We start from the raw sequence: 25,315 nt of genomic DNA, 5'->3' as shown, positions 1-25,315 counted from the left end.
TTCCGGGAATGGCCTTTCATGGACTCCTATCGCAACAGCGATCCGCGGCCGCCGATCATGCAGGGCTCGCCGCCAGTCATGGTGCCGCCAAAGCTCGACTGGGACCGGCCGCCGTGGAACCGCTGGGCGTTCCAGCACATCAGGGAAATTCTGCCCACCGCCGAAGTCTGGCGCGGCAATGGCCATCGCCATCGGCTCGAACGCGCCGAGGTCGATCTCGACGGGCTGCCGGTCGAGGACAGCGAGGGCAGGCCCTCGACGCTCTCCGGGTTGCTGGACGAGACCTATACGGATGGTTTCCTCGTGCTCAAGCACGGCAGGATCGCCTATGAGCGCTATTTCAACGGCATGGACGTGCGCACGCTGCATCTGTCGCAGTCGATGGCCAAGTCCATCACCGGCTCGGTGTTCGGCATATTGGCCGGGCGAGGCCTGATCGATCCGGCCAGGCCGGTGACCGACTATTTGCCGGAACTCGGCGCCACAGGCTGGGCCGGCGCCAGCGTTCAGCATGTGCTCGACATGACGACGGGCGTGCGTTTTTCCGAAGAGTATGCCGACCGCTATTCCGATATCGGCCAGGTCGATGTCGCCACCGGCTGGAAGCCGGTGCCGCCGGGCAGCGATCCGGACTTCCGCTGGCCCTCGCATATGTTCGAGCTGATCCTGGGCTTGAGGGACACGGTCCGGCCGCACGGCGCGGCGTTCGAATACCGCTCGATCGAGACCGACGTGCTCGCCTTCATCATGGAGCGGGTGACGGGCAAGCGGCTGGCGCAGCTGGTGTCGGAGGAACTCTGGCAAAAGCTCGGCGCCGACGAAAGCGCCTGCTTCACCGTCGATAGCGCCGGCTATGCGCTGGCCGATGGCGGCTTCAACGCGACGCTGCGCGACTATGGCCGCTTCGGCCAGATGATCCTCGACAATGGCGGCGGCATCGTGCCGGCCGAATGGATCGAGGCGACACGCAATGGCAGGCATGGGCCTGATTTCTCCGCCAGCCTGCCGCAGGGCAGCTACCGCAACCAGTTCTGGATTGAGAATCCCGCCTCGCGCGCGCTGATGTGCCGGGGCGTGTTCGGGCAGATGATCCATATCGACTGGAACACGGGAATGGTCGTGGTGAAGCTTTCGACCTGGCCGGATTTCAGCAATCTCGCCTACTCCACGGCGACGCTGAAGGCCGTGCACGCCATCGCCGCCGCGCTGCTCTAGGCCCCCCACAAGAAACGACCTTAAAGGAAACGCCATGACCGGCAAGACCGCGTTCGAGATTCGCCACGGCTTCCGCCGCAACGAGGTGCTGCTTTCCAACTGGCGCGAAAGCCCGTTCAACCGATGGTCGTTCCAGAACCTTGGCGAACTGGTGCCGACGGCACGCGTGGCCGCGGCGTCGGCTGGTGCCGAGGCACAAGCGATGGATTTCGGTGGTTTGCTCGGCGAAAAGGTTTCGGTCGCCAGCGCGCCGGAGACGGTCGCCGAATTCCTCATACGCTCCAGCACCGACGCGCTGACGGTGATGAAAGGCGGCAAGGTGATCGGCGACTGGTTCGCGCCGCACATGGATTTCGGCGCCCGCCACATCATCTTCTCGATCAGCAAGTCGGTGACCGCGATTATAGCCGGCATATTGGAAGGCGAGGGGGCGTTCGATCCGGAAGCGCCGGTGACGACCTACATTCCCGAAGCCGCCGGCTCGGCCCATGGCGATGCGAGCACGCGCCATGTGCTCGACATGAGCGTCAGCCTTGATTTCGAGGAGGCCTATCTCGATCCGGAAAGCGCCTTTGCCCGCTATCGCCGCGCCACGCTATGGAACCCGGGTGGCGGCACGGAAAGCCTGCGCGAATTCATCCTGTCCTTGCAGCGACTTGCCGAGCCGCACGGCCAGACTTTTCGCTACCGCTCGCCCAATTCCGACCTGCTCGGCCTGCTGCTGGAGCGCGCGTCCTGCCAGCGCTTCAGCGACCTGATGCGCGAGAAGCTGTGGCTGCCGCTTGGCGCTGTCAGCGAGGCCTCGATCGGCGTCGACATGGAAGGCACGGCGCGCACCGCCGGCGGCATTTCGGTGACGCCGCGCGACCTGGCGCGCATCGGCGAGATGATGCGGCAAGGCGGTACCGCCAATGGCCGCCGCATCGTGCCGGAGGCCTGGGTGCGCGATACCGTCAGCACCGGCGGCAGTGCGGAGGCCTGGCAGCGTGGCACGATGGCTTTCCTGTTCCCCCACGGCCGCTATCGCAACAAATGGTACCAGACAGGCAAGCCGAGCGGTGCCTATTGTGGCATCGGCATTCATGGCCAATGGCTCTATGTCGATCCGAAGGCGGAGGTGGTCATCGCCAAGATGTCGTCGCAGCCAGTGCCGGTCGACGATCCGCTCGATGCCGAGATTGTAGCGTTCTTCGAAGCGCTGACCCAACTGGTCTGACCCGTCGGGCGCGGCTTCGTTGCCGCATGCTTTCCTGTGGACCGCCCGCGACGGTTGAAAACGTCGCGGTTGGCGAGACAGGCGTCTGCGCCTATGGTCGCCGCTCTTTTGATGAGAGCAGGAACGACATGGCATCCGACATCAAGCGCATCGCAGCCATTATCGCGGCAGAGATCAAGGCGCGGCCCGAACAGGCGGCGGCGGCGATCGAATTGCTCGACGAGGGCGCGACGGTGCCGTTCGTGGCGCGCTACCGCAAGGAGGTGACCGGCGGGCTCGATGACACGCAGTTGCGCGACCTTGCCGAGCGGCTCGCCTATCTGCGCGAGCTCGACGCCCGCCGCGACACCATCCTCGGCTCGATCCGTGAGCAGGGCAAGCTGACCGAGGACCTGGAAACCAAGATCGCTGCCGCCGCCACCAAGGCGGAACTCGAAGACATCTATCTCCCCTACAAGCCGAAACGCCGCACCAAGGCCGAGATCGCCAGAGAGCGTGGGCTGGGGCCGCTGGCCGAGGCCATCCTTGCCAACCGTTCGCTCGTGCCTGCCGAGGCAGCGCTGGCCTATGTCACCGAGGAGGTGGCCGACGTCAAAGCTGCACTTGAAGGCGCGCGCGACATCCTGTCGGAGCAGTTCGCCGAGAATGCCGATCTGGTCGGCAAACTGCGCACCTACATGAAGGACCGTGCCTTCATGCGCGCCCGGGTGGTCGACGGCAAGCAGGAGGCCGGCGCCAAATTCTCCGACTATTTCGACCATGTCGAGCGCTGGGCAAACGTGCCGAGCCATCGCGCGCTGGCCATGCTGCGCGGCCGCAACGAAGAGGTGCTGTCGCTCGACATCGAGGTCGATGCCGACGATGCGTCGCCGGTGAAACCGGTCGAACGGATGATCGCCAACGCCTATGCGATCGGCGCCAGCCTGCCCGGCGACCGCTGGCTGATGGAGGTCGCCGGCTGGACCTGGCGCATCAAGCTTTCGCTGCACCTGACGCTCGATCTGATGCGCGACCTGCGCGAGCGGGCCGAGGAAGAGGCGATCCATGTCTTCGCCCGCAATCTGAAGGATTTGCTGCTGGCCGCGCCGGCCGGATCGCGGCCGACGATGGGGCTCGATCCCGGCATCCGCACCGGCGTCAAGGTGGCCGTGGTCGACGGCACCGGCAAGCTGGTGGCGACGACGACGGTCTATCCCTTTCCGCCCAAGAACGATGTGCGCGGCACGCAGGCCGAACTCGCCAAGCTCATCCGCCTGCACAGGGTCGAGCTGATTTCGATCGGCAACGGCACCGGCAGCCGCGAGACGGAGAAGCTGGTGGCGGACATGCTCTCCGACATGCCTCCCGACGGCGGACCGAAGCCGCTCAAGGTGATCGTCAGCGAGGCAGGCGCCTCGGTCTATTCGGCGTCGGCGACGGCGGCGGCCGAATTCCCCGGCCTCGACGTGTCACTGCGCGGCGCGGTGTCGATTGCGCGCCGCCTGCAGGATCCGCTGGCCGAACTGGTCAAGATCGAACCCAAATCGATCGGCGTCGGCCAGTACCAGCACGATGTCGACCAGTACCGGCTCGGCCGCTCGCTGGAAGCGGTGGTCGAGGACGCGGTCAACGCGGTCGGCGTCGATCTCAACACCGCCTCGGCGCCGCTCTTGGCGCGGGTTTCGGGCCTTGGCGCATCGCTCGCCGACGCCATCGTCGCGCATCGCGATGCGACCGGCCCCTTCGCCAGCCGCAAGGACCTTCTGAAGGTGCCGCGGCTGGGACCGCGCGCGTTCGAACAATCCGCCGGCTTCCTGCGCATCGCCAATGGCAGCGAGCCGCTCGATGCCTCATCGGTGCATCCGGAAGCCTATGGCGTGGCCAAGAAGATCGTCGCCGCCTGCGGCCGCGACGTGCGCTCGCTGATGGGCGACAGTGCCGCGCTCAAGGCGCTCGATCCGCGTGTCTTCGTCGACGAGCGTTTCGGCCTGCCGACGGTGCGCGACATTCTGGCCGAACTCGAAAAGCCCGGCCGCGACCCGCGCCCCGGCTTCAAGACGGCGACCTTCGCCGACGGCGTCGATGACATCAAGGACCTCAAACCCGGCATGCTGCTGGAAGGCACCGTGACCAATGTCGCGGCCTTCGGCGCCTTTGTCGATATCGGTGTCCATCAGGACGGGCTGGTGCATGTCTCCCAACTGGCCGACCGCTTCATCAAGGACGCGCATGAAGTGGTCAAGGCCGGCGATGTGGTCAAGGTGCGCGTCGTCGACGTCGACATCAAGCGCAAGCGCATCGCGCTCTCCATGCGCAAGGATGGCGGCGAGGGTGGTGCGTCGCGTGGTGGGCCGCGCGACAATGGTGGCGGTAGGCCGACGCCGCGCACGCCAGCGCCGCAACGCCAACCGGAACGGCCGGCCCAGCAAGGGGCCTTCGGTGCGGCGCTGGCGGATGCGCTGAAGCGCAAGTAGCTACCAGGCCAGGACAGCCGGCTCCTTCTCAACCTGCTCCAGCAGCCAGTCGCGAAAGCTGGCGACGGGGGGATGGTCGCGCTTGTCGTGCGGGACGACGAGGTAATAGGCGCTACGGCTTTGCATGGGCTGGCCGGGCGCCGGCACCAACTGGCCGCGCTGCAATTCGCCCGCGATCAGGAGCAGCGGCAGCAGCGCGATGCCAAGCCCCGCCGTGCAGGCCTGGGCGGCGGTGCCGAATTGTTCGAACTGCATGCCTGGTCCGGCCGGCGCGCTCAGGCCCTGATGCTCGAACCATTCGGTCCAGGCGCCGGGTCGCGTCGCCATATGCAACAGCGGCAGGCGGCCAATATCGGCCGGCGTGGCGATGGCGCGGCCGGCGAGGAATTCGGGCGACGCCACCGGCGCGACGGTTTCACGCACCAGCAGTGTCGAATCGGCCTCCGGCCAGTCCGGCAGGCCGTAATGGATGGCAGCGTCCAGCCTTTCCCTGGCGAAGTCGAAGCGGCCGACGCGGGTGACGAAGTTGATGGTGATGTCGGGATTGCTCTCGACGAAATCGGGGATCATCGGCATCAGCCAGCGCGTGCCGAAGGTCGGCAAAATGGCAAGGTTCAGGATGCCACTATGCCGATTGCTCATCAATCCAAGGGCCGCGTCGCGCAATTGGCCAAGCGCCGAACGCACTGCTTCGGCGTAGATTTCCCCAGCCGTCGACAGCCGGACATTGCGGCTGTCGCGCTCGAACAGGCGGCGGCCGAACTGGTCTTCGAGCAACCTGATCTGCCGGCTGACCGCGCCCTGGGTCAGATCCAGCTCTTGAGCAGCGGCAGTAAAAGACCCAAGCCTGGCCACCGCCTCGAAGGCGGCGAGGGCACTGATTTTGGGCAGGAGGCGGCGCTGGACACTCATGATCTATTCCTAACGCTCATTGATCCGTGAATCAATTTCGTTTGATTTTTTAAGGCTGCGGGCCGATAAGCCGGGCTTCACCCGTTTGAGGATCGACAAGCCATGGCCGCCGACAAGAATGCATTCGTCTGGGAAGACCCTTTCCTGATCGAGGACCAGCTTTCGGAAGAAGAGCGCATGGTGCGCGACGGCGCGGCGGCCTTCGCCGCCGACAAGCTCGCGCCGCGCATCGAGGATGCCTATCTCAATGAAAAGACGGATGCCGGCATCTTTCGCGAGATGGGCGAGGCCGGCTTGCTCGGCATTACCATCCCGGAAGAGTATGGCGGCCTCGGCGCCAATTATGTGACCTACGGGCTGGTCGCGCGGGAAGTCGAACGCGTCGATTCCGGCTACCGCTCGATGATGTCGGTGCAATCGTCGCTGGTAATGTATCCGATCCACACCTATGGCTCGGAAGAGCAGCGCAAGAAGTACTTGCCCAAGCTTGCCAGCGGTGAGTGGATCGGCTGTTTCGGCCTGACCGAGCCGGATGCCGGCTCCGACCCGGGCGGCATGAAGACGCGCGCCGAGAAGACGGCGAACGGCTACAAGCTCAGCGGCTCGAAGATGTGGATTTCCAACGCGCCGATCGCAGACGTGTTCGTCGTCTGGGCGAAGTTGAAGGGCGAGAACGGCAAGGACGAGATCCGCGGCTTCGTGCTGGAAAAGGGCATGAAGGGGCTGTCGGCGCCGAAGATCGGCGGCAAGCTGTCGCTGCGCGCGTCGATCACCGGTGAAGTGGTGATGGAAGGCGTCGAGGTCGGCGAGGACGCGCTGCTGCCGAACGCCAAGGGCCTTGGCGGCCCGTTCGGCTGTCTCAACCGGGCTCGCTACGGCATCTCCTGGGGCTCGATGGGTGCGGCGGAAGATTGCTGGCACCGCGCCCGCCAATATGGTCTCGACCGCAAGCAGTTCGGCAAGCCGCTGGCCGGCACGCAGCTTTACCAGAAGAAGCTCGCCGACATGCAGACCGAGATCGCGCTGGGATTGCAGGCATCCTTGCGCGTCGGGCGGCTGCTCGATGCAGGCAAGATGGCGCCGGAAATGATCTCGATCGTCAAGCGCAACAATTGCGGCAAGGCGCTCGACATCGCCCGCCAGGCCCGCGACATGCATGGCGGCAACGGCATCCAGATCGGGTACCACGTCATGCGCCACGCGCAGAATTTGGAGACGGTCAACACCTATGAGGGCACGCATGACGTGCATGCCTTGATCCTGGGAAGGGCGCAGACGGGCATTCAGGCGTTCTTCTAAGTCATGCCTCAAGCTGGTTTCAGCTGCTTAAATTAGGTGCACCGCAACATCTGTGCTTGGAGAATGGCCAGCAGATGTGTCAGGGTTCGGCGAATTCGTTTGAAACGCCGATCTCCGGGGCCCCATGGCAATTCTGGCAGCCGTCTACCATCTGACCCATTACAAATACGACCGGCCGGTGGTTCTCGGGCCTCAGATCATCAGGCTGCAGCCGGCGCCGCATTCCCGGACAAAGGTGTTGAGCCATTCGCTCAAGGTCGAGCCGGCGAACCATTTCGTCAATCTGCAGCAGGATCCTTACGGCAACTTCCTTGCCCGCTTCGTCTTCCCCGAGCCGGTGACGGAATTGAAGATCGAGGTCGATCTCGTCGCCGACATGACGGTCTACAATCCGTTCGATTTCTTCGTCGAGCCGTCGGCCGAGACGTTCCCGTTCGAATATCCGGAAGAGATCAGGGACGATCTCGCGATCTACCGGACGCCTGAGCCGGCAGGGCCGCTGCTTTCGGCCTTCCTGAGAACCATCGACACCAGCGCGAAAAACACCGTCAATTTTCTCGTCGACCTCAATGCGCGCCTGCAGCGCGAGATCGCCTATATCGTGCGCATGGAGACCGGCGTGTTCTCGCCGGAGGAAACGCTGGCCGCCGGCAAGGGCTCGTGCCGGGATTCGAGCTGGCTGCTGGTGCAGATCCTGCGCAATTTCGGCATCGCCGCGCGTTTCGTCTCCGGCTACCTGATCCAGCTGAAGCCCGATCTCATCGCGCTGGACGGTCCGGCCGGCACATCGGTCGATTTCACCGATCTGCATGCCTGGTGCGAGGTCTATCTTCCAGGTGCCGGCTGGATCGGCTTCGACCCGACCTCGGGCCTGCTCACCGGCGAAAGCCATGTGCCGCTTGCCGCAACCCCGCATTTCCGCAACGCTGCACCGATTTCCGGCATGGCGAGCTTTGCCAATGTCGAGTTCGGCTTCGACATGCGGGTCGACCGCATCGCCGAGCATCCGCGCATCACCAAGCCATTCTCCGACGAAAGCTGGCAGGCGCTCGACGCACTCGGCAACAAGGTCGATGCGGCACTTGGCGAAGGCGATGTGCGGCTGACGATGGGGGGCGAGCCGACCTTCGTGTCGATCGACGATTTCGAGTCCGCCGAATGGAACACCGCCGCTGTCGGTCCGACCAAGCGCGAAAAAGCCGATGCGCTGATCCGCAGGCTGCGCGAACGCTTCGCGCCGGGCGGCTTCCTCCACTACGGACAAGGCAAATGGTATCCTGGTGAGAGCCTGCCGCGCTGGACTTTCTCGCTCTACTGGCGTGCCGACGGTCAGCCGGTGTGGAGCGATCCGTCGCTGATCGCGCGGGAGAAGAGTTCGGCGGATGTCGGCCCGAAACAGGCCGAAAGCCTGCTGACTGCGATTGCCGGCGAGCTCGGCATCGACAAGGCCATGGTCAGCGAAGCCTATGAGGATCCGGCCGAGTGGCTGCTCAAGGAAGGCAAGCTGCCCGAAAATGTCGATCCGTCAAATTCGAAGCTCGAGGACCCGGAAGAGCGCAGCCGCATGGCAAGAGTGTTCGAGCGCGGGCTGACCAAACCGTCGGGCTATGTGCTGCCCGTGCAGCGCTGGAACAGCCAGGCGTCGGGACCGCGCTGGCGTTCGGAGAAATGGAAGACGCGACGCGGGCGGCTGTTCCTGGTGCCCGGTGATTCACCGGTCGGCTACCGCTTGCCCTTGGGCACACTGCCCTATGTGCCGCCGGCGCAATTCCCCTACATCGTGCCGGTCGACCCGTCGCTGCCGCGCGGCCCATTGCCGGCGCGCGAGGCGATCCTGCCCGCTGCGGCGCCGGCCGAACTGGAAGGCGCCGACGAGATGGCGCGCCGCCAGCAGGCGGCGTCGTTCACCGCCGCGACCGGCCAGCAGGACCGGGTCGAACAGGAGATCACCGAGATCGGCGGCGCGGTGCGCACCGCGCTCTCCGTCGAGCCGCGCGACGGCCGGCTGTGTGTGTTCATGCCACCAGTCGAGGCGCTGGAGGATTATCTCGAACTGGTCGCTGCCGCCGAGAACGCGGCGCGTGCCATCGGTCTTCCCGTGCATATCGAGGGCTATGGGCCGCCGCACGATCCGCGTCTCAACGTCATCCGTGTGGCGCCCGACCCCGGCGTCATCGAGGTCAACATCCATCCGGCTTACAACTGGCAGGATTGCGTGGCGACGACCACGGCGATCTATGAGGAGGCGCGGCTGACGCGGCTTGGCGCCGACAAGTTCATGATCGATGGCCGCCACACCGGCACAGGCGGCGGCAACCATGTCGTGGTCGGCGGTGCGACGCCCAATGACAGCCCGTTCCTACGCCGGCCTGATCTGTTGAAGAGCCTGGTGCTGCAATGGCAGCGGCATCCGTCGCTGTCCTATCTGTTCTCCGGCCTGTTCATCGGCCCGACCAGCCAGGCGCCGCGTTTCGACGAAGCGCGCCACGATTCGCTTTACGAACTCGAAATCGCCATGGCGCAGGTGCCGCATCCGAACCAGGGCGCGGCCCCCTTGCCATGGCTGGTCGACCGGCTGTTCCGCAATTTGCTGACCGACGTCACCGGCAATACCCACCGCTCGGAAATCTGCATCGACAAGCTGTTCTCGCCGGATGGCCCGACCGGCCGGCTGGGACTGGTCGAGTTCCGCGGCTTCGAGATGCCGCCCAATGCGCGCATGAGCCTCGCGCAGCAGCTTCTGGTTCGCGCCATTATCGCACGTGCGTGGAAAAACCCGCTCGACGGCCGCTTCGTACGCTGGGGCACTTCTCTGCACGACCGTTTCATGCTGCCGCATCATGTCTGGGCTGACTTCCTCGATGTGCTCGACGACCTCAAGCTCAACGGCTTCGAGTTCCGTCCCGAATGGTTCGATGCGCAGCTCGAATTCCGGTTCCCGTTCTGCGGCGAGGTCCAGCATGCCGGCATCAAGCTCGAGCTGCGGCAGGCGCTGGAGCCATGGCATGTCATGGGCGAACAGGGCGCGATCGGCGGCACCGTGCGCTTCGTCGATTCCTCGGTCGAGCGGCTGCAGGTCAAGACCGAAGGCCTCAACCCGGAACGCCATGCCATCGTCTGCAACGGCCGTATCGTGCCGATGAAGGTGACCGATAACCGCGAGGTCGCGGTCGCCGGCGTGCGCTTCAAAGCCTGGCAGCCGGCTTCGGGGCTGCATCCGGCGCTGCCGGTCAACACGCCGCTGGTGTTCGACATCTATGACCGCTGGTCGGGAAGGGCGATCGGCGGCTGCGTCTACCATGTCGCGCATCCCGGCGGCCGCAATTACGACACCTTCCCGGTCAACGGCAACGAGGCGGAGGCGCGGCGGCTCGCCCGCTTCGAACCGCGCGGCCATACACCATCGGCCTATGTGCTGCGCGAGGAACAACCGGCGGAAGATTTCCCGATGACCCTTGACCTCAGGCGACCGGCAAGACTCTGATCAGCGATGGCAAAGGGGAATCACAAGAGGATACGCGGCAAGCCGCAGATCCATAGCCTGCTGGAGCACTACCAGCCCATCGACGGCGTCGTCGACGAGATGGTCGACGCCGCAGGCAATCCCCGTCCGGTCTGGAAGCATTTCATCGAGGCGCTCGACGATCTCGGTGCCGAGAAGCTCGGCCAGCGTTTCGCCCGTGCCGACCAGTATCTGCGCGATGCCGGCGTCTATTACCGCGTCTACGACAAGGCCGGCGCCAATGAGCGCGAATGGCCGCTGGCGCATGTGCCGCTGCTTATCGAGGACAGCGAATGGGCCGCGATCAGCGCCGGTCTCGTGCAGCGCGCCGAGTTGTTCGAGGAAACCATCGCCGATATCTATGGACGCAACCGGCTGATCGAAAAAGGCATCCTGCCGGCGGGATTGATCGCGGCCAGCCCCGAATATTTGCGGCCTGTCGTGGGTACCACGCCGGCCGGCGGCCATTACCTGCATTTCTGCGCCTTCGAGCTCGGCCGTGGGCCTGACGGCCAGTGGTGGGTGCTGGGCGACCGTACGCAGGCGCCGTCGGGCGCCGGCTTTGCCCTGGAGAACCGCGTCGCCACGACGCGCGCGCTGTCCGATATCTATGGCGAGATGCATGTGCATCGCCTGGCCGGCTTCTTCCGCCGTTTCCGCGATGCGCTGATCGGCATGGCCAGGGAAAGCGAAGGCCGCGTCGCCATATTGACGCCGGGGCCGCTCAACGAAACCTACTACGAACACGCCTATATCGCCCGCTATCTCGGCATCATGCTGCTCGAAGGCGAGGACCTGACCGTCTCCGGCGGCAGGCTGATGGTGCGCACCGTTTCAGGCCTGATGCCGATCAGCGTGTTGTGGCGACGCCTCGATGCCGCCTTCGCCGATCCGCTCGAATTGCGGTCGGATTCGCAGATCGGCACGCCGGGGCTGGTGGAAGCCATCCGCCGGGGCGCGGTTGCGACCGTCAATGCGCTCGGCTCAGGGCTGATGGAAACACGGGCGCTGCTCGCCTTCCTGCCCAAGATCGCGCGCGAATTGCGTGGCGAGGAGCTGCTCTTGCCGAGCGTCGCGACATGGTGGTGCGGGCAGGCGACCGAACGCGCCCATGTGCTTGCCAATATCGACCGCATGGTGGTCGGCCCGGCGCTGTCGACGAGACTCGCCTTCGAGGATGATGGCCAGACCACGCTCGGCTCGACGCTGTCGGCCGGGGAGCGGGCCGAGCTGGTGGCGCGCATCGAACGCGATGGCGGCGCCTTTGTCGGCCAGGAAGCGGTGACGCTGTCGACGACACCGGTCTTTGTCGGCGGCTGGCTGGAGCCGCGGCCGGCGAGCCTGCGCGTTTATCTGGCGCGCACGCCCGAGGGCTGGACGGTCATGCCAGGCGGGTTCGCCCGCGTCGGGCTGTCGCTCGATCCGACGGCGATCGCCATGCAGCGCGGCGGCCAGGCGGCCGACGTCTGGGTGGTCAGCGACAGGCCCGTCGAGCGCGAGACGCTGCTGCCGCAAGAGGGCGACAGCTTCACGCGCACCAGGCCGGGCAGCCTGCCCAGCCGCGCTGCGGAAAACCTCACCTGGCTCGGCCGCTATATCGAGCGTTCGGAAGACACGGTGCGCATCCTGCGCGCCTATCACGTGCGGCTGGCCGAGACCTCCGATCCAGACATGCCGTTGCTGGCCGACGTCAGGGACTATCTCGAACCGTTCGGCATCGACGTCGAGACGGCGATCCCGTCAGGGCTGATCGGCACGCTCGACAGCGCCGTCTATAGCGCGGGCCAGATCCGCGACCGGTTTTCCCCCGACGGCTGGCTGGCGCTCAAGGACCTGTCGAAGACCATCCACCAGTTCGCGACGACGGTGGCGCCGGGCGATGACGCGACGCGGGCCATGACGGTGATCCTGCGCAAGCTCGCCGGTTTCTCCGGCCTGCTGCATGAGAACATGTACCGCTTCGCCGGTTGGCGGTTCCTTGAGATCGGCCGGCGGCTGGAACGCGGCATCCAGATCGCCCGCACGCTGTCCCGGCTGACCAGCCCCAAGGCGCCGGACGGCGCGCTCGACATGATGCTGGAGATCGGCGACAGCGTCATGACCCATCGCCGGCAATATCCGGTGCAGGCCGGCCGGCGCACGGTGATCGATCTTCTGGCGCTCGACCCGCTCAATCCCCGCTCGATCCTGTTCCAGTTGGAAAGGCTGAAGGCCGAGATCGGCCTGTTGCCGTCGGTCGGCGGCGAGGGGCACATGTCGCCGGCGGCGAAGGAGATCCTGCAGCTCAACACGGCCATAGCCATCAAGGAGCCTTCGGACATGACGGCAAAGGCGCTGGACGAACTCGCCTATGAAATCGGCGGTCTCTACAACAGCCTCGCCAAAGCCTATTTCGGCTAAGCAGGTTCCGCAAAAGTGTCTCACGGTTTTGCGGCAAGAACCTGCGGCAAAACAAGAAAAGTAGTCCATGCTTTACGACATCAGGCTTCATCTCCATTACGACTATGCAGCGGCGGCGGGCGGCGGTCGCCACCAGATCCGCGTGCTGCCATCGACGATATCGGGCGTGCAGCGCGTCATTGCCGCTTCCCTGTCTTTTGCCCCGGCGCCCAATGAACGGTCGGATTTCTCGGATTTCTTCGGCAACAACGTCACTTCGATTGCCTTTCGCGACGCGCATGACGCGCTCGACATCAGGATGAGTGCACGCGTTTCGGTGTCGCGGCCGGAGCCGGGGCTCGACGTGTCGCCCGATATCGGGCGGCTGCGGCAGGAACTGGCCGCGGTGCGGTCGCTGGCGTCTGACTCGCCGCACCATTTTCTGGCGGGAAGCGCTCACTCCGGCATCGATGCGGCGATCACTTCCTATGCGCAGGACAGCGTCGGCACCTCGGCCGCCGGCACGGCAATGGATCTGTGCAACCGCATCCATCGGGATTTCACCTATGACGGCGAGGCGACCACGGTGCGGACCCGCGCCAGCGATGCCTTCAGGCTGAAGCGCGGCGTCTGCCAGGATTTTTCGCACATCATGATCGCGGGCTTGCGCGGCCTCGGCATTCCGGCCGGTTATGTCAGCGGCTTCCTGCGCACCATCCCGCCCAAGGGCAAGCCGCGGCTGGAAGGCGCCGACGCCATGCATGCCTGGGTCAAGGTCTGGTGCGGGCGTGACGCCGGCTGGCAGGAGTTCGACCCGACCAACGGCATGCGGGCCAGCAACGACCATATCACCGTCGGCTACGGCCGCGACTATTCCGACGTCGCGCCGATCGTCGGCGTGCTGAAGACCACTGGCGGACAGGTCGGCGAGCAGGCCGTCGACGTTATTCCGGTTGCGCTCGAGAAGGTATGAAAGCGCGCTGAGAAGCGCGAAGCGTTCCGCTGCGTGGACGAAGCGACTTCTCAAACATCCAAGGGGCCGCTAATCTCTGTTCGTTTCGGCGCGGGCGCGGGGTCTTGTAATTGAAAGCGGTCAGCGTCGTCATCCCTGCTTACAATGCGGCGGCCACGATCGCGACAACGCTGGCGTCGCTTGGCAGTGAGGCCGAGGTCATCGGCGAGATCCTGCTGGTCGACGATGCATCGACTGACAACACGGCTGATGTGGCACGGCAGGCAGCGGCGCAATTGTCTTTGCCGCTGCGTGTGCTGCCGGCTGAATGCCGCGACGCCGGCGGCGCCCGTAACGTGGCGCTGGCGCAGGCGCTCCATCCCTGGGTGTATCTGATCGACGCCGACGATTTGCATCTTCAGGGCGGATTGCGCGCGCTGCTGCGGCAGGCGGAGAACCAGCCGAAAGCCGGCATGATCGTCGGCGCCTACCGGCGGCGGGTGAACGGGCAGGATCGGCAGATCAAGGTGCCGAACGGCTATCAGGCTGCGTGCCTGGCAAATGCTTCGGCCTATGTGAAAGGCGACATACGCTCCGTCGCCGTGGGCAGCGTGCTGGCGTCCCGGCAACTGATCGGCGATACACGGTTTCCGGTGGGCCTTGCCTATGACGAGGACACGCTGTTCTGGGCGCGGCTGATGAGCAAGGCTTCGCTGGCCATGATTCCGCAACCCGTCATGGTCTATGAGGTTTCGCCGGCTCGTTCCGACGACCGCTTCGCAATCAACCCGGTGCGGCGCTTCCTGGAGTGGCGCCGGGAATTGCGTACGCTCACCGATTGCGGCATCCCGGTCTCGGCGCTCAAGACCAGGGAAGGGCTTGTCGCCCTCAAGATCGCCCGCGTCCACTACGCACGTGGCGACCTCGACGTCGCCGCGCGCTTCCTGGCAGTGGCCGCGGCCGCGCCAAAGCGGCGGTCAGAAGCCTGGCGCTGCCTGCGTTACAGGCTCAAGCTCGCGGTGCGACGCCGGCTGTCGGCGCCGCGGGTAGAACTGCAGGGCGTCTTGTAGTCGTAAGGTTCCGCCATTCGCTTATCGCGGCCAGCCGACTTTCGCGCGGCGTGGAACCAGCTGTCGGCCAACAGCTTATCTACGCATATTTGCGTGGAGCTTACATGCTGCAGACATCCGGATTGCCGCACGGCCGGCCAACCGACGGCGCCGTTGCCCCGAAGAACGGGGCGCAAAGCGCGGCTGAGCACGCCGCGCTGACCTATGTCAGCGATGCCGAGCCCGGCATCCGCCGGCTGAAGACCGGCAAGGGATTTACCTACAAGGGACCGGACGGGAAAGCGGTCTCGGATGCCGCCAGGGCGCGTATCGAGGCGATCGTTATTCCGCCGGCATGGACGGATGTGTGGATATCGCCGGATGCCGACGGGCACATCCAGGCGACCGGCAGGGATCAGCGGGGGCGCAAGCAGTATCGCTATCATCCGCAATGGGCCGAAGAACGCGACGGCGCCAAATATTCGAGCCTCGTTGCCTTCGCCGAAAGCCTGGCCAAGCTGAGGCGCACGATCGACGGTGATTTGCGCCGCCACGGCCTGCCGTTCGAGCGCGTCGTCGCCGCGGTCGTCTGGCTGCTCGACAATACGATGATCCGCGTCGGCAATGCCGCCTATGCGCGCGACAACAAGAGCTTCGGCCTTACGACGTTGCGCGACCGCCATGTCGATATCAAGGGATCGAGCCTGCGCTTCGCCTTCAAGGGCAAGTCCGGCAAGGAATGGAAACTGAAGCTGGTCGATCGCCGTATCGCCGGCATCGTGCGGGGTGCGCAGGACCTGCCGGGCCAGAAACTGTTCCAGTATCTCGACGAGGAAGGCAACAGGCGCCCGGTCCGCTCCGACGACGTCAACCGCTACATCAGGGACGCCGCCGGCGATGCGTTCAGCTCCAAGCATTTTCGCACCTGGGGCGGCACCATCCATGCCGCGTCGCTGTTTGCGCAGACGGAGCTGCCCGAAGCCAAGGCCCAGCAAAAGCGGGTGATGAACAGCGTCATCGACAAGGTGGCCGAGCGGCTGGGCAACACGCGCGCTGTCTGCCGCAAGTGCTATATTCATCCGCAGGTTTTCGAAGCCTGGTCGCAGGGACGGCTGCTGGCAGAAATGGCGGAAGCCAACAAGCGCAAGCGGCCCATGGAGGGTCTCGATGACGAGGAAGCGCTCGTGCTGAGATGGTTGAAGACGCACGAACGGTGACTGGCGGCAATTGACGGTCGCTCTATCCGTCTTTTTTTATCGACGTCGTGTCGGGATCGGTCATACTGTTTCGTCCTTTGATACAGAAAAGGACCGACCATGCTCTACGCCATACTCTGCTATGCCTCCGAAGACGTCGTCAGCTCCTGGAGCAAGGCGCAGGACGACGAAGTCATGGCCAATCTCATCAACGTTCAGGACAAGTACGCCAAGGCTGGCCGGCTTGGCCCGGTGGCGCGGCTTTTGCCGACGACAGCGGCGACGACGCTGCGGAAAGTGAAAGGCGAATCGGTCGTCATCGATGGGCCGTTCGCCGAGACCAAGGAGCAGTTCCTCGGTTTCTACACGCTCGAATGCGCCGATCTCGACGAGGCCGTCGAATTCGCCCGTGAGCTCTCCGAGGTCAACCCGAGCGGCGGATCCTATGAGATCCGGCCGGTCTCGGTGTTCAATCCCACTAAGGTAGTCGTATGACCGAACTTGCCTGGATCAGCTCCGCGATCAGCGCTGCTCGCCCGCAGGCAATGGGCGCGCTGCTGCGCTATTTCCGCGATCTCGATACGGCGGAGGAAGCTTTCCAGGATGCCTGTCTCCGGGCGTTGAAGAACTGGCCGCAGAACGGGCCGCCGCGCGACCCGGCGGCCTGGCTGATCTTCGTCGGCCGCAACAGTGGTATCGACGCGGTGCGCAAGCGCGCCAAGCAGGCGCCGATGCCGGAAGAGGACCAGATCTCCGATCTGGAGGACGCCGAGAGCGACATCGCCGAGCGGCTGGACGGCGCGCACTATCGCGACGACATATTGCGGCTGCTCTTCATCTGCTGCCATCCTGACCTTCCGGCAACGCAGCAGATCGCGGTCGCACTGCGTATCGTCTCCGGTCTCACCGTCAAGCAGATCGCTCGCGCCTTCCTGGTCGGCGAGAGCGCCATGGAGCAGCGCATCACCCGCGCCAAGGCGCGCATCGCCGACGCAGGCGTGCCGTTCGAGACGCCGGGCGCTGCCGAGCGCTCCGAGCGGCTCGCCGCGGTGGCGGCGATGGTCTACCTGATCTTCAACGAAGGCTATTCGACCAACAGCGGCGAGGCGCCGGCCCGCGCGCCGCTGTGCGAGGAGGCGATCCGGCTCGCCCGGCTGTTGCTGCGGCTGTTCCAGACCGAGCCGGAGATCATGGGGCTGACGGCGCTGCTTTTGCTGCAGCATGCGCGCGCGCCGGCCCGCTTCGACGCGGACGGCGAGATCGTGCTGCTCGAGGACCAGGATCGCAGCCTGTGGAGCCGCAAGATGATCGACGAGGGGCTGGCGCTGGTCGACAAGGCGTTGCGCCATCGCAAGCCCGGTCCCTACCAGGTGCAGGCCGCGATCGCCGCTTTGCATGCCCGGGCAGAGAAGGCCGAGGACACCGACTGGGTGGAGATCGACCTGCTCTACGGCCTGCTCGAGCAGATGCAGCCGTCGCCCGTCATCACGCTCAACCGCGCGGTGGCGGTCTCGAAAATACGCGGCCCGGAAGCCGCCCTTGCGATGATTGAGCCGCTGGAAGAAAGGCTTTCCGGCTATTTCCACTTCTTCGGCCTCAAGGGCGGGCTGCTGATGCAGCTCGACCGGGGTGAGGAGGCGCGGGTCGCCTTCGACCGCGCCATCGCGCTGGCCAACACGGCGGCGGAAGCAGCCCATATCCGCATGCATATCGACCGTTTGATGAAGGACGGCGCCGTGCGCGTGCCGGCGAAAAAGGCCAACTGAGCCGCGTTTGCCCATCTGGCTCAATCGTGTCGCCCGGGCTTAGACCATGCCGGGGTGGCGATTTTCCCTCGAAACGAGTAAGGCCACGCCATGACTGTGCCTGAAGTGCCTTTTCGGTACGCGGGCGAGATGGCGCGAGGCTTTGACCCGACGCCATATGATGACGACGGATCTGAAAGGGACAAAAATGACCATAGCGAAGGAAACGGCTGAGCTTCTGGCGAAACTGGGTGTGGCCAAGGACGCGCTAGTCGGCGGCGACCTTATCGTGCACAGCCCGGTGACGGGCGAACAGATCGCGGCCCTGAAGACCATCTCGCCGGCCGATGCGGCCAAGACCATCGATGCTGCCCACAAGGCGTTCCAGTCCTGGCGGCTGGTGCCCGGCCCGAAGCGCGGCGAACTGGTGCGGCTGCTCGGTGAGGAATTGCGTGCGCACAAGGCCGAGCTTGGCCGGCTGGTGTCGATCGAGGTCGGCAAGATCCCGTCCGAGGGGCTCGGCGAGGTGCAGGAGATGATCGACATCTGCGATTTCGCCGTCGGCCTGTCCCGGCAATTGTACGGCCTGACCATCGCCACCGAGCGTCCGGGCCATCGCATGATGGAAACCTGGCATCCGCTCGGCGTGGTCGGCGTCATTTCCGCCTTCAACTTCCCGGTCGCGGTATGGTCGTGGAATGCGGCACTGGCCCTGGTCTGCGGTGACGCGGTGGTGTGGAAGCCGTCGGAGAAGACGCCGCTGACCGCGCTTGCCTGCGAGGCGATCTTCAAGCGCGCGGTCAAGCGTTTCGGCGCCGACGCGCCGCAGGGGCTGGCGCCGGTGCTGATCGGCGACCGCGCCGTCGGCGAAATCCTGGTCGACCATCCCAAGGTGCCGCTGGTCTCGGCCACCGGCTCGACCCGCATGGGCCGGGACGTCGGCCCGCGTCTGGCCAAGCGCTTTGCCCGCGCGGTGCTGGAGCTCGGCGGCAACAATGCCGGCATCGTCTGCCCGACCGCCGATCTCGACATGGCGCTGCGGGCGATTGCCTTCGGCGCCATGGGCACCGCCGGCCAGCGCTGCACGACGCTGCGGCGCCTGTTCGTGCATGAGAGCGTCTACGATGCCTTGGTGCCGCGGCTGAAGAAGGCCTATCAGAGCGTGTCTGTCGGCAATCCGCTGGAGACCTCTTCGCTGGTCGGGCCGCTGATCGACAAGGCGGCCTTTGACGCCATGCAGAGGGCATTGACGGAAGCCACGGCCCATGGCGGCAAGGTGACCGGCGGTACGCGCGTCGAAAATGGCCACCCGGATGCCTATTATGTGCATCCGGCGCTGGTCGAGATGCAAAGCCAAGTCTCGCCGGTGACGGAAGAAACCTTCGCGCCCATCCTCTACGTGATGAAATATTCCGATTTCGACGCCGTGCTTGACGAGCACAATGCGGTGGGTGCGGGCCTGTCATCGTCGATCTTCACGCGCGATCTGCAGGAATCCGAGCGTTTCCTAGGTGTAGACGGTTCGGATTGCGGCATCGCCAATGTCAACATTGGCACGTCGGGTGCCGAGATCGGCGGTGCTTTCGGCGGCGAAAAGGAAACCGGCGGCGGCCGCGAGAGCGGCTCCGATGCGTGGAAGGCCTATATGCGGCGCGCCACCAACACGGTGAACTATTCCAAGGCGCTGCCGCTTGCCCAGGGCGTGTCCTTCGACATCGATTGAGAACGCCGAGGTCTGCCCAAGATCAGTGTCGGTGATGCTCGGCGAGCATCAATCGACACAGGGCGTACACGTCGCTGTAATGCTGGACAGCTTCTGACGCTTGTCCAGCATCGGCCCTTCGGATGCCGCTCCGGTCAGCGGGCCGGCCGTAGGACCAAAGGCTTCGGCGAAGCTTGGGCGCGGGCACAGCGATGCAATGCCGGATGAGCGGCAACGCTGGCCATCAATAGTGGGTGAATGTGTACAGTGGGCACAATCACGGACGCAGCTTCATTGCTACGCGGAAGCGCAAAATCGGTATCTCATCTTGTCCGACCTGATTGCGGACGGAAATCCGCCTTACGCTTTCCCCAAAGTCAGCCCTTGTGCAGGGCGCTGCTCAGTCACCGCCTTGCGATGGCGGGAAACAAGCCTTGAAGGCATTGTCGACGACAGCCAGCTTGGCGGCCTGCACGGTCATGTATTCCTCGTAGAACCCGTGCGACACCCACATCACCGAATGGCCGCGTTGGCCCAGCCAGCCAATGCTGCCGAGTTCCTCGGCGGTGCGCAGTTTGCGGCCGAGATGGGTCCGCGACAGCTTGAGCCATTTGGCGAAATCGCCGATCGAAACCACACTGGTCGGAATCCGCTCCAGGCCGGCGTGGTCCGGATCGATGCCGGACATCAGCCAGTCCATGACGATGCCGCCATTGTTGAGCCAGATGAAAAGGGAAAAGGTCTGGTTGGGTTCGCGCACCGGCTTTGAGGTCAGCAGGCCGTCAGCGATCAGCGGCTGCAGTGTGGCAAGCATGTCGGGCCGTTCCAGATATCTGCCCAGCCGGTCGCCGCCATCGATATGGTCAAGCGTGCGCAGATGGGCGGTCACCCAGCCGGTGAACCTCTCGATGGTGGCGGCCGTCGGTTGCAGGGGATGCGTGCGGCCGTCCCCGCCAGCCACATACTCGGCGATGTTGTAGTGCAGCATCTCCTTGATGAATGCATCCGCCGTATTGCGGCTGGCCACGGCGTTCTTGTGCACGACCTCGATAAAACGCGATACGGTCAGTTCCTTGCGGCGGTCGTTCGGGTCCCGCCGGAAGTGCATGGCAAGGCCGACATGGGCCATCAGCCAGCGCTGCTGCGTGGCAAAGATTGAAGCCAGTCGCGGGGTTTCCTCATAGATTCGGATCAGGGACTGCGACTGTTCCTGTACGTAGCGGTGCAAGGCCGGATGGGCGGCTATGTCTTCCAGATTCAGCGCGGATCTCCCGATCTCTTGAATCAACTGGGATAGCGAAGTTACGTTCTCTATTTTTCAGCCTTCAACACCTGTGTCCAGACGTACCATTTGCGGACAACAGGGCCAGCCGAGGCATGGATCGACAGTGACGGGTTATGGCTTGGATAACAGCCGAACGGCTGCCCGTTGAATTGACCTTCATCAGGCCAGGCATAGTTTCCGTCTCATCCGAGCGGCGGGGCGCACGCCTTTCGGACATGAATGCAGACCAGCCGTGGTTTTGACGAGCGATAATACATCGCGCGGCGGCGAAGCTTTGCCGCGTTCTACTTCGAAATGCGAGTGGCTGAGTGGATTATCGAAAGAGTATCGCAATTCCCGCCACTGCCAGGGCCTTGGCGACGCTTCCATCTGCACCATCGCCTCGGTCTAGTAGGCTTCCCGCCTTGCTTGCACCACTGTGCGAGGGCCGAGTGAAAAACCGGCGTCCCCGAAATCTGTCTGGGGCGCCGAGCGATCATAAGCGGTCCGCGTCAGCCATTCGGGTAATAGCCGCCATCGGAGCCGTCGCCCATGTATGTGCCGCCGCTCGTATCGACCTGCAGTTGCTGGTCCAGCTTCTCTATCTAGCCGAGCAAAGCTCGATATGCGCCGCCACCCGTGGCCGAGCGGTGAATGCTGTCGGCCTGCATCATCAGATCGTGCTCCTGCTGAGGGGTGATCGCCCTTGCATCCATGGCCTCGACGATCCCCTGCCTGACGCCCTGCAACTGGTCCAGGACCGCACTTGCCTCGACGGACATGCCGCCCGGTTCGACCCGATGGCGATGCACCGCGTAGGCGCTCGATAGTGGCACCGCCGCCAGAAGCGATGCGATTGCTATGACCTTCGGTGTAAAATTGCGCATGGTTGCGCCTCCCTTCAACGGGAAAAGCGGTAAGGCTATCGCTTTCCGATCGCGGGCAATCTGCTCCCGTCGCGTCGCGATGATCCTCTCATCGCCGGCGGTTCGTGGCCCGTACCCATCGATATAGGGGCGTTCCAAACCGCTGGACGGCAAGGAACGCAAAGTTGACAGTTTGTGATCGGCGGAGAGCCGGCTCACTCTCCCGGTTGTATGCCTGCCTGCCAGGAGTACCGGGTCCGCGACGGCAATCGCCGGCACCAGCGACCAAAACGGTCGATATAGATGTAGATGACCGGCGTCGTGTAGAGGGTCAGGATCTGGCTCAGGATCAGGCCGCCGACGATGGCGATGCCGAGCGGCTGGCGCAGTTCCGCGCCCTCGCCAAGGCCGATCGCCAGCGGCACGGCGCCGAACAGTGCTGCCATGGTCGTCATCATGATCGGGCGGAAGCGCAGCAGGCATGCCTGGTAGATGGCGTCATGCGCCGATTTGTTCTCGTTGCGCTCCGCGGCCAGTGCGAAGTCGATCATCATGATCGCGTTCTTCTTGACGATGCCGATCAAGAGGATGATGCCGATCAGCGCCATGATCGAGAACTCGATTTTGAACAGGGTCAGCGCCAGCAAGGCGCCGACGCCGGCCGAGGGCAAGGTCGACAGAATGGTCAGCGGGTGCGCGTAGCTTTCGTAGAGAATGCCGAGCACGACATAGACGGCGATCAGCGCGGCGAGGATCAGCAGCGGCTGGTCGGAGAGGGAGTCCTGGAAGACGCGCGCCGTGCCCTGGAAACTGCCATGGATGGTGGCCGGCATGCCGATGCGGTCGGCCGCCGCGTTGATGGCCGCGACGCCTTCGCTGAGCGCGACGCCCGGCGCCAGGTTGAACGACAGGGTGGTGGCGACGAAGAGGCCCTGGTGGTTGACCGACAGCGGCGTGCTGCCGGGGCCATAATGCGCGACGGCCGACAGCGGCACCATGATCTCGGCTCCGGTGCTGACCGCCGAGCCGGTCGAGGCGGCCGTCCTGCCGGTGCTTGTGATGGAATTGTTGGCCTGGTTGCGCGCCGCGTCGGCGGCGACCGTCTGGGCGCTGGTGGACCGGCCTGGTGCGACGAATGTGCCGGCAACCGCATTGCTCGCCTGCGATCCTCCAACCGAACCGCCCGATGTGCTGACATAGACTTTTTTCAGCGCATCCGGGTTTTGCCAGTATTGCGGCGCCACTTCCATGATCACGTGGTACTGGTTGCGCTGGACATAGATGGTGGACACCTGGCGCTGGCCGAAGGCGTCGTAGAGCGTGTTGTCGATCTCGCTGGCCGATATGCCGAGGCGCTTTGCCGTGTCGCGGTCGATGGTGACGTCGGCTTCCAGGCCCTTGTTCTGCTGGTCGGAGTTGACGTCGGTGAGCCTGGGTTCCGTCTGCAGCGCGGCGGCGAGCTTCGGCGCCCATTCCGCCAGCTCATCGAAACTGTCGCCTTGCAAGGTGTACTGGTACTGCGCGTTCGATTGCCGCCCGCCGACGCGTATATCCTGCACCGCCTGCAGGAAAAGCGTGGCGCCAGGCACACCAGCCAGTTTGGGCCGCAGCCGGGCGATGACCTGGTCGGCCGAGATCTTGCGCTCGGCCAACGGCTTCAGCGACACGAACATGAAGCCGGAATTGGTCTGACCGCCGCCGGTGAAGCCGACCGCGGCGTCGACCGCCGGATCCTTGCTGACGATGCCGGCGAACTGGCTGAGCTTTTGCGACATCGACTGGAAGGAGGTCGCCTGGTCGGCCTGGATCGAGCCGGTCAGCCGTCCGGTGTCCTGCTGCGGGAAGAAGCCCTTGGGAATGGTGACATAGAGATAGCCATTCAGGCACAGTGTGGCCGCGAGCACCGCCATGATCAGCAGCGGATTGTCGAGTGCCCAGGACAACGACCGGCGATAGAAGCTCAGCATGGCCTCGAAGATGCGCTCGCTGAAGCGGTAGAGCCGGCCGTGTTCGCGTTCTCCCTCGGGGCGCAGCAGGATCGAGCACATCATCGGCGTGGTGGTGAGCGATATTGCGAGCGAGACCAGGATCGCCGCCGACAGCGTGACGGCGAATTCGCGGAACAGCCGGCCGACGATGCCGCCCATCAGCAGGATCGGGATGAAGACGGCGATCAGCGACAGGCTCATCGACAGCACGGTGAAGCCGACCTCCTGGGAGCCCTTGATCGCTGCTTCCATGCGGCCCATGCCGGAAGCGGTGTGGCGGGCGATGTTCTCCAGCACGACGATGGCGTCGTCGACGACGAAGCCGGTGGCCACCGTCATCGCCATCAGCGACAGATTGTCGATGCTGAAGCCGAGCAGATACATGACACCCAGTGTACCGACGAGGGACACCGGCACGGCCACGATCGGCACCAGCGCCGAACGCACGTCGCGCAGGAAGGCGAAGACGACGAGGATCACCAGGCCGATGGCGATCATCAGCGTCTGCGCGACCTCGCTCAGCGAAGCGCGGATGGTTGTCGAGCGATCGACCGCCAGCGACAGGTCGATGGCCGGCGAGATCGAGGCGCGCAGCGCCGGCAGCAACGCCTTTACCCGGTCCACCGTCGCGATGATGTTGGCGTTGGGCGAGCGGTTGAGGATGATCAGCACGCCCGGCTTGCCGTTGGCAAGACCGGCATTGCGAATGTTCTCGACGGAATCATTGACCTGGCCGACGTCGGAAAGCCTGACCGGCGCGCCATTGCGGTAAGCGACGATGAGGGAACGGTAGGCTTCGGCCTGGTTGGCCTGGTCATTGGCGTAGATCTGGTAGCGCCGGCCGCCGACATCGACGGCGCCCTTGGGGCTGTGGGCGTTGGCCGAGGCGAGTGCGGCGCGCACATCCTCCAGCCCGATGCCGTAATCGTAGAGCACCTGCGGGTTGAGCTCGACGCGCACCGCCGGCAGCGAGCTGCCGCCGACCGACACCTCGCCGATGCCGTCGACCTGCGAGAGTTTCTGCGCCAGCACGGTGCTGGCGGCATCGAAGAGCTGACCCTTGGACAGAGTGTCCGATGTCATCGACAGGACGAGGATCGGGGCGTCGGCGGGATTGACCTTGCGATAGGTCGGGTTGGAACGCAGGCTGGACGGCAGGTCGGCGCGCGCGGCGTTGATCGCCGCCTGGACGTCACGCGCGGCGCCGTCAATGTCGCGGTCCAGCCCGAACTGCAAGGTGATGCGCGCGCTGCCGACGCTGCTCGACGAGGTCATTTCGTTGACGTCGGCGATTTCGCCGAGATGCCGCTCGAGTGGGCTGGCGACGGTGTTGGCCACCACCTGGGGGCTGGCGCCGGGCAGCGAGGCCGTCACCGAGATGACGGGGTAGTCGACCGCCGGCAGCGGCGCCACCGGCAATTGCGGAAACGCCACCAGCCCGGCCGCCAGCAGGCCGAAAGTCAGCAGCGTCGTCGCCACCGGCCGCCGAATGAAGGGAACCGACAGGTTCATGGCCCGGCGTCCGCACCATTGGTGCGAGGAAGATTGGGGGCACGGGCAAGGTTGGGTTCGATGCC

16 protein-coding genes are annotated in these 25,315 nt (G+C 64.8%); 12 read left to right on the top strand and 4 right to left on the bottom strand.

The window, feature by feature from the left end; all coding sequences use genetic code 11:
* The first annotated feature begins 18 nt into the window (after positions 1–18).
* The 3 genes from D3242_RS15860 (at position 19) to D3242_RS15850 (ending at position 4,884) form a co-directional block, all read left to right on the top strand.
* On the top strand, positions 19–1,215 hold the full coding sequence (locus D3242_RS15860) for a serine hydrolase domain-containing protein (RefSeq protein WP_064980710.1): 1,197 nt from the start codon (positions 19–21) through the stop codon (positions 1,213–1,215).
* 34 nt (positions 1,216–1,249) lie between these two features.
* A complete protein-coding gene (locus tag D3242_RS15855) occupies positions 1,250–2,431 on the top strand; it encodes a serine hydrolase domain-containing protein (protein WP_064980709.1) in 1,182 nt (393 codons plus the stop codon).
* A 128-nt stretch (positions 2,432–2,559) separates the two neighbouring features.
* A complete protein-coding gene (locus D3242_RS15850) occupies positions 2,560–4,884 on the top strand; it encodes a Tex family protein (RefSeq protein ID WP_064981661.1) in 2,325 nt (774 codons plus the stop codon).
* Here the strand turns inward: D3242_RS15850 and D3242_RS15845 are convergent, their stop codons facing one another.
* Positions 4,885–5,796 carry a LysR family transcriptional regulator gene (locus D3242_RS15845; protein ID WP_019860917.1) on the bottom strand — a complete coding sequence of 304 codons (912 nt, stop codon included), beginning with the start codon at positions 5,794–5,796 and terminating at the stop codon, positions 4,885–4,887. It abuts the gene before it with no gap.
* A 102-nt stretch (positions 5,797–5,898) separates the two neighbouring features.
* Here D3242_RS15845 and D3242_RS15840 point away from each other — a divergent pair, with 102 nt between their 5' ends.
* From D3242_RS15840 to amaB, 9 genes are all read left to right on the top strand, one after another.
* Entirely contained in the window at positions 5,899–7,095 is a 1,197-nt protein-coding gene (locus D3242_RS15840) for an acyl-CoA dehydrogenase (RefSeq protein ID WP_019860916.1), read from the top strand.
* Positions 7,096–7,219: 124 nt separating this feature from the next.
* On the top strand, positions 7,220–10,579 hold the full coding sequence (locus D3242_RS15835) for a transglutaminase family protein (RefSeq protein WP_064980708.1): 3,360 nt from the start codon (positions 7,220–7,222) through the stop codon (positions 10,577–10,579).
* Between the two features lie 6 nt (positions 10,580–10,585).
* Positions 10,586–12,997 (top strand): circularly permuted type 2 ATP-grasp protein, encoded by a 2,412-nt coding sequence (locus tag D3242_RS15830; protein ID WP_019860914.1) that lies wholly within the window; start codon positions 10,586–10,588, stop codon positions 12,995–12,997.
* A gap of 67 nt (positions 12,998–13,064) precedes the next feature.
* Positions 13,065–13,949, top strand: a complete 885-nt coding sequence (locus tag D3242_RS15825) for a transglutaminase family protein (protein WP_019860913.1) — start codon at positions 13,065–13,067, stop codon at positions 13,947–13,949.
* Between the two features lie 110 nt (positions 13,950–14,059).
* Positions 14,060–14,998: a glycosyltransferase family A protein gene (locus D3242_RS15820; protein ID WP_019860912.1), complete on the top strand. Its 939-nt coding sequence runs from the start codon at positions 14,060–14,062 to the stop codon at positions 14,996–14,998.
* Between the two features lie 104 nt (positions 14,999–15,102).
* Positions 15,103–16,194, top strand: a complete 1,092-nt coding sequence (locus D3242_RS15815; RefSeq protein WP_064980707.1) for a DNA topoisomerase IB — start codon at positions 15,103–15,105, stop codon at positions 16,192–16,194.
* A gap of 99 nt (positions 16,195–16,293) precedes the next feature.
* The gene (locus tag D3242_RS15810; RefSeq protein ID WP_064980706.1) at positions 16,294–16,668 is read left to right on the top strand and encodes a YciI family protein; all 375 of its coding nucleotides are present in this window, start codon (positions 16,294–16,296) and stop codon (positions 16,666–16,668) included.
* Positions 16,665–17,939 carry an RNA polymerase sigma factor gene (locus D3242_RS15805; RefSeq protein WP_064980704.1) on the top strand — a complete coding sequence of 425 codons (1,275 nt, stop codon included), beginning with the start codon at positions 16,665–16,667 and terminating at the stop codon, positions 17,937–17,939. Before D3242_RS15810 ends, D3242_RS15805 begins: the two co-directional genes overlap by 4 nt.
* Before the next feature lie 187 nt (positions 17,940–18,126).
* Positions 18,127–19,641, top strand: coding sequence for an L-piperidine-6-carboxylate dehydrogenase (gene amaB, locus D3242_RS15800; RefSeq protein WP_064981659.1), 1,515 nt, complete (start codon positions 18,127–18,129; stop codon positions 19,639–19,641).
* A gap of 379 nt (positions 19,642–20,020) precedes the next feature.
* Here the strand turns inward: amaB and D3242_RS15795 are convergent, their stop codons facing one another.
* The 3 genes from D3242_RS15795 to D3242_RS15785 all read right to left on the bottom strand — a co-directional run bounded on the left by D3242_RS15795 (position 20,021) and on the right by D3242_RS15785 (position 25,250).
* Positions 20,021–20,908 (bottom strand): hypothetical protein, encoded by an 888-nt coding sequence (locus D3242_RS15795; RefSeq protein WP_019860906.1) that lies wholly within the window; start codon positions 20,906–20,908, stop codon positions 20,021–20,023.
* A 581-nt stretch (positions 20,909–21,489) separates the two neighbouring features.
* Positions 21,490–21,771, bottom strand: a complete 282-nt coding sequence (locus tag D3242_RS15790; RefSeq protein WP_147377465.1) for a hypothetical protein — start codon at positions 21,769–21,771, stop codon at positions 21,490–21,492.
* A gap of 194 nt (positions 21,772–21,965) precedes the next feature.
* Entirely contained in the window at positions 21,966–25,250 is a 3,285-nt protein-coding gene (locus tag D3242_RS15785; protein ID WP_064980702.1) for an efflux RND transporter permease subunit, read from the bottom strand.
* Positions 25,251–25,315: the final 65 nt, after the last annotated feature.

The sequence above is a fragment of the Mesorhizobium jarvisii genome (assembly GCF_003601985.1).
In the GTDB taxonomy this organism is placed as follows: Bacteria; Pseudomonadota; Alphaproteobacteria; order Rhizobiales; family Rhizobiaceae; genus Mesorhizobium; species Mesorhizobium jarvisii.
Note: the sequence above shows the minus strand (reverse complement) of the source record. Positions and strands in the feature narration are given on the sequence as shown.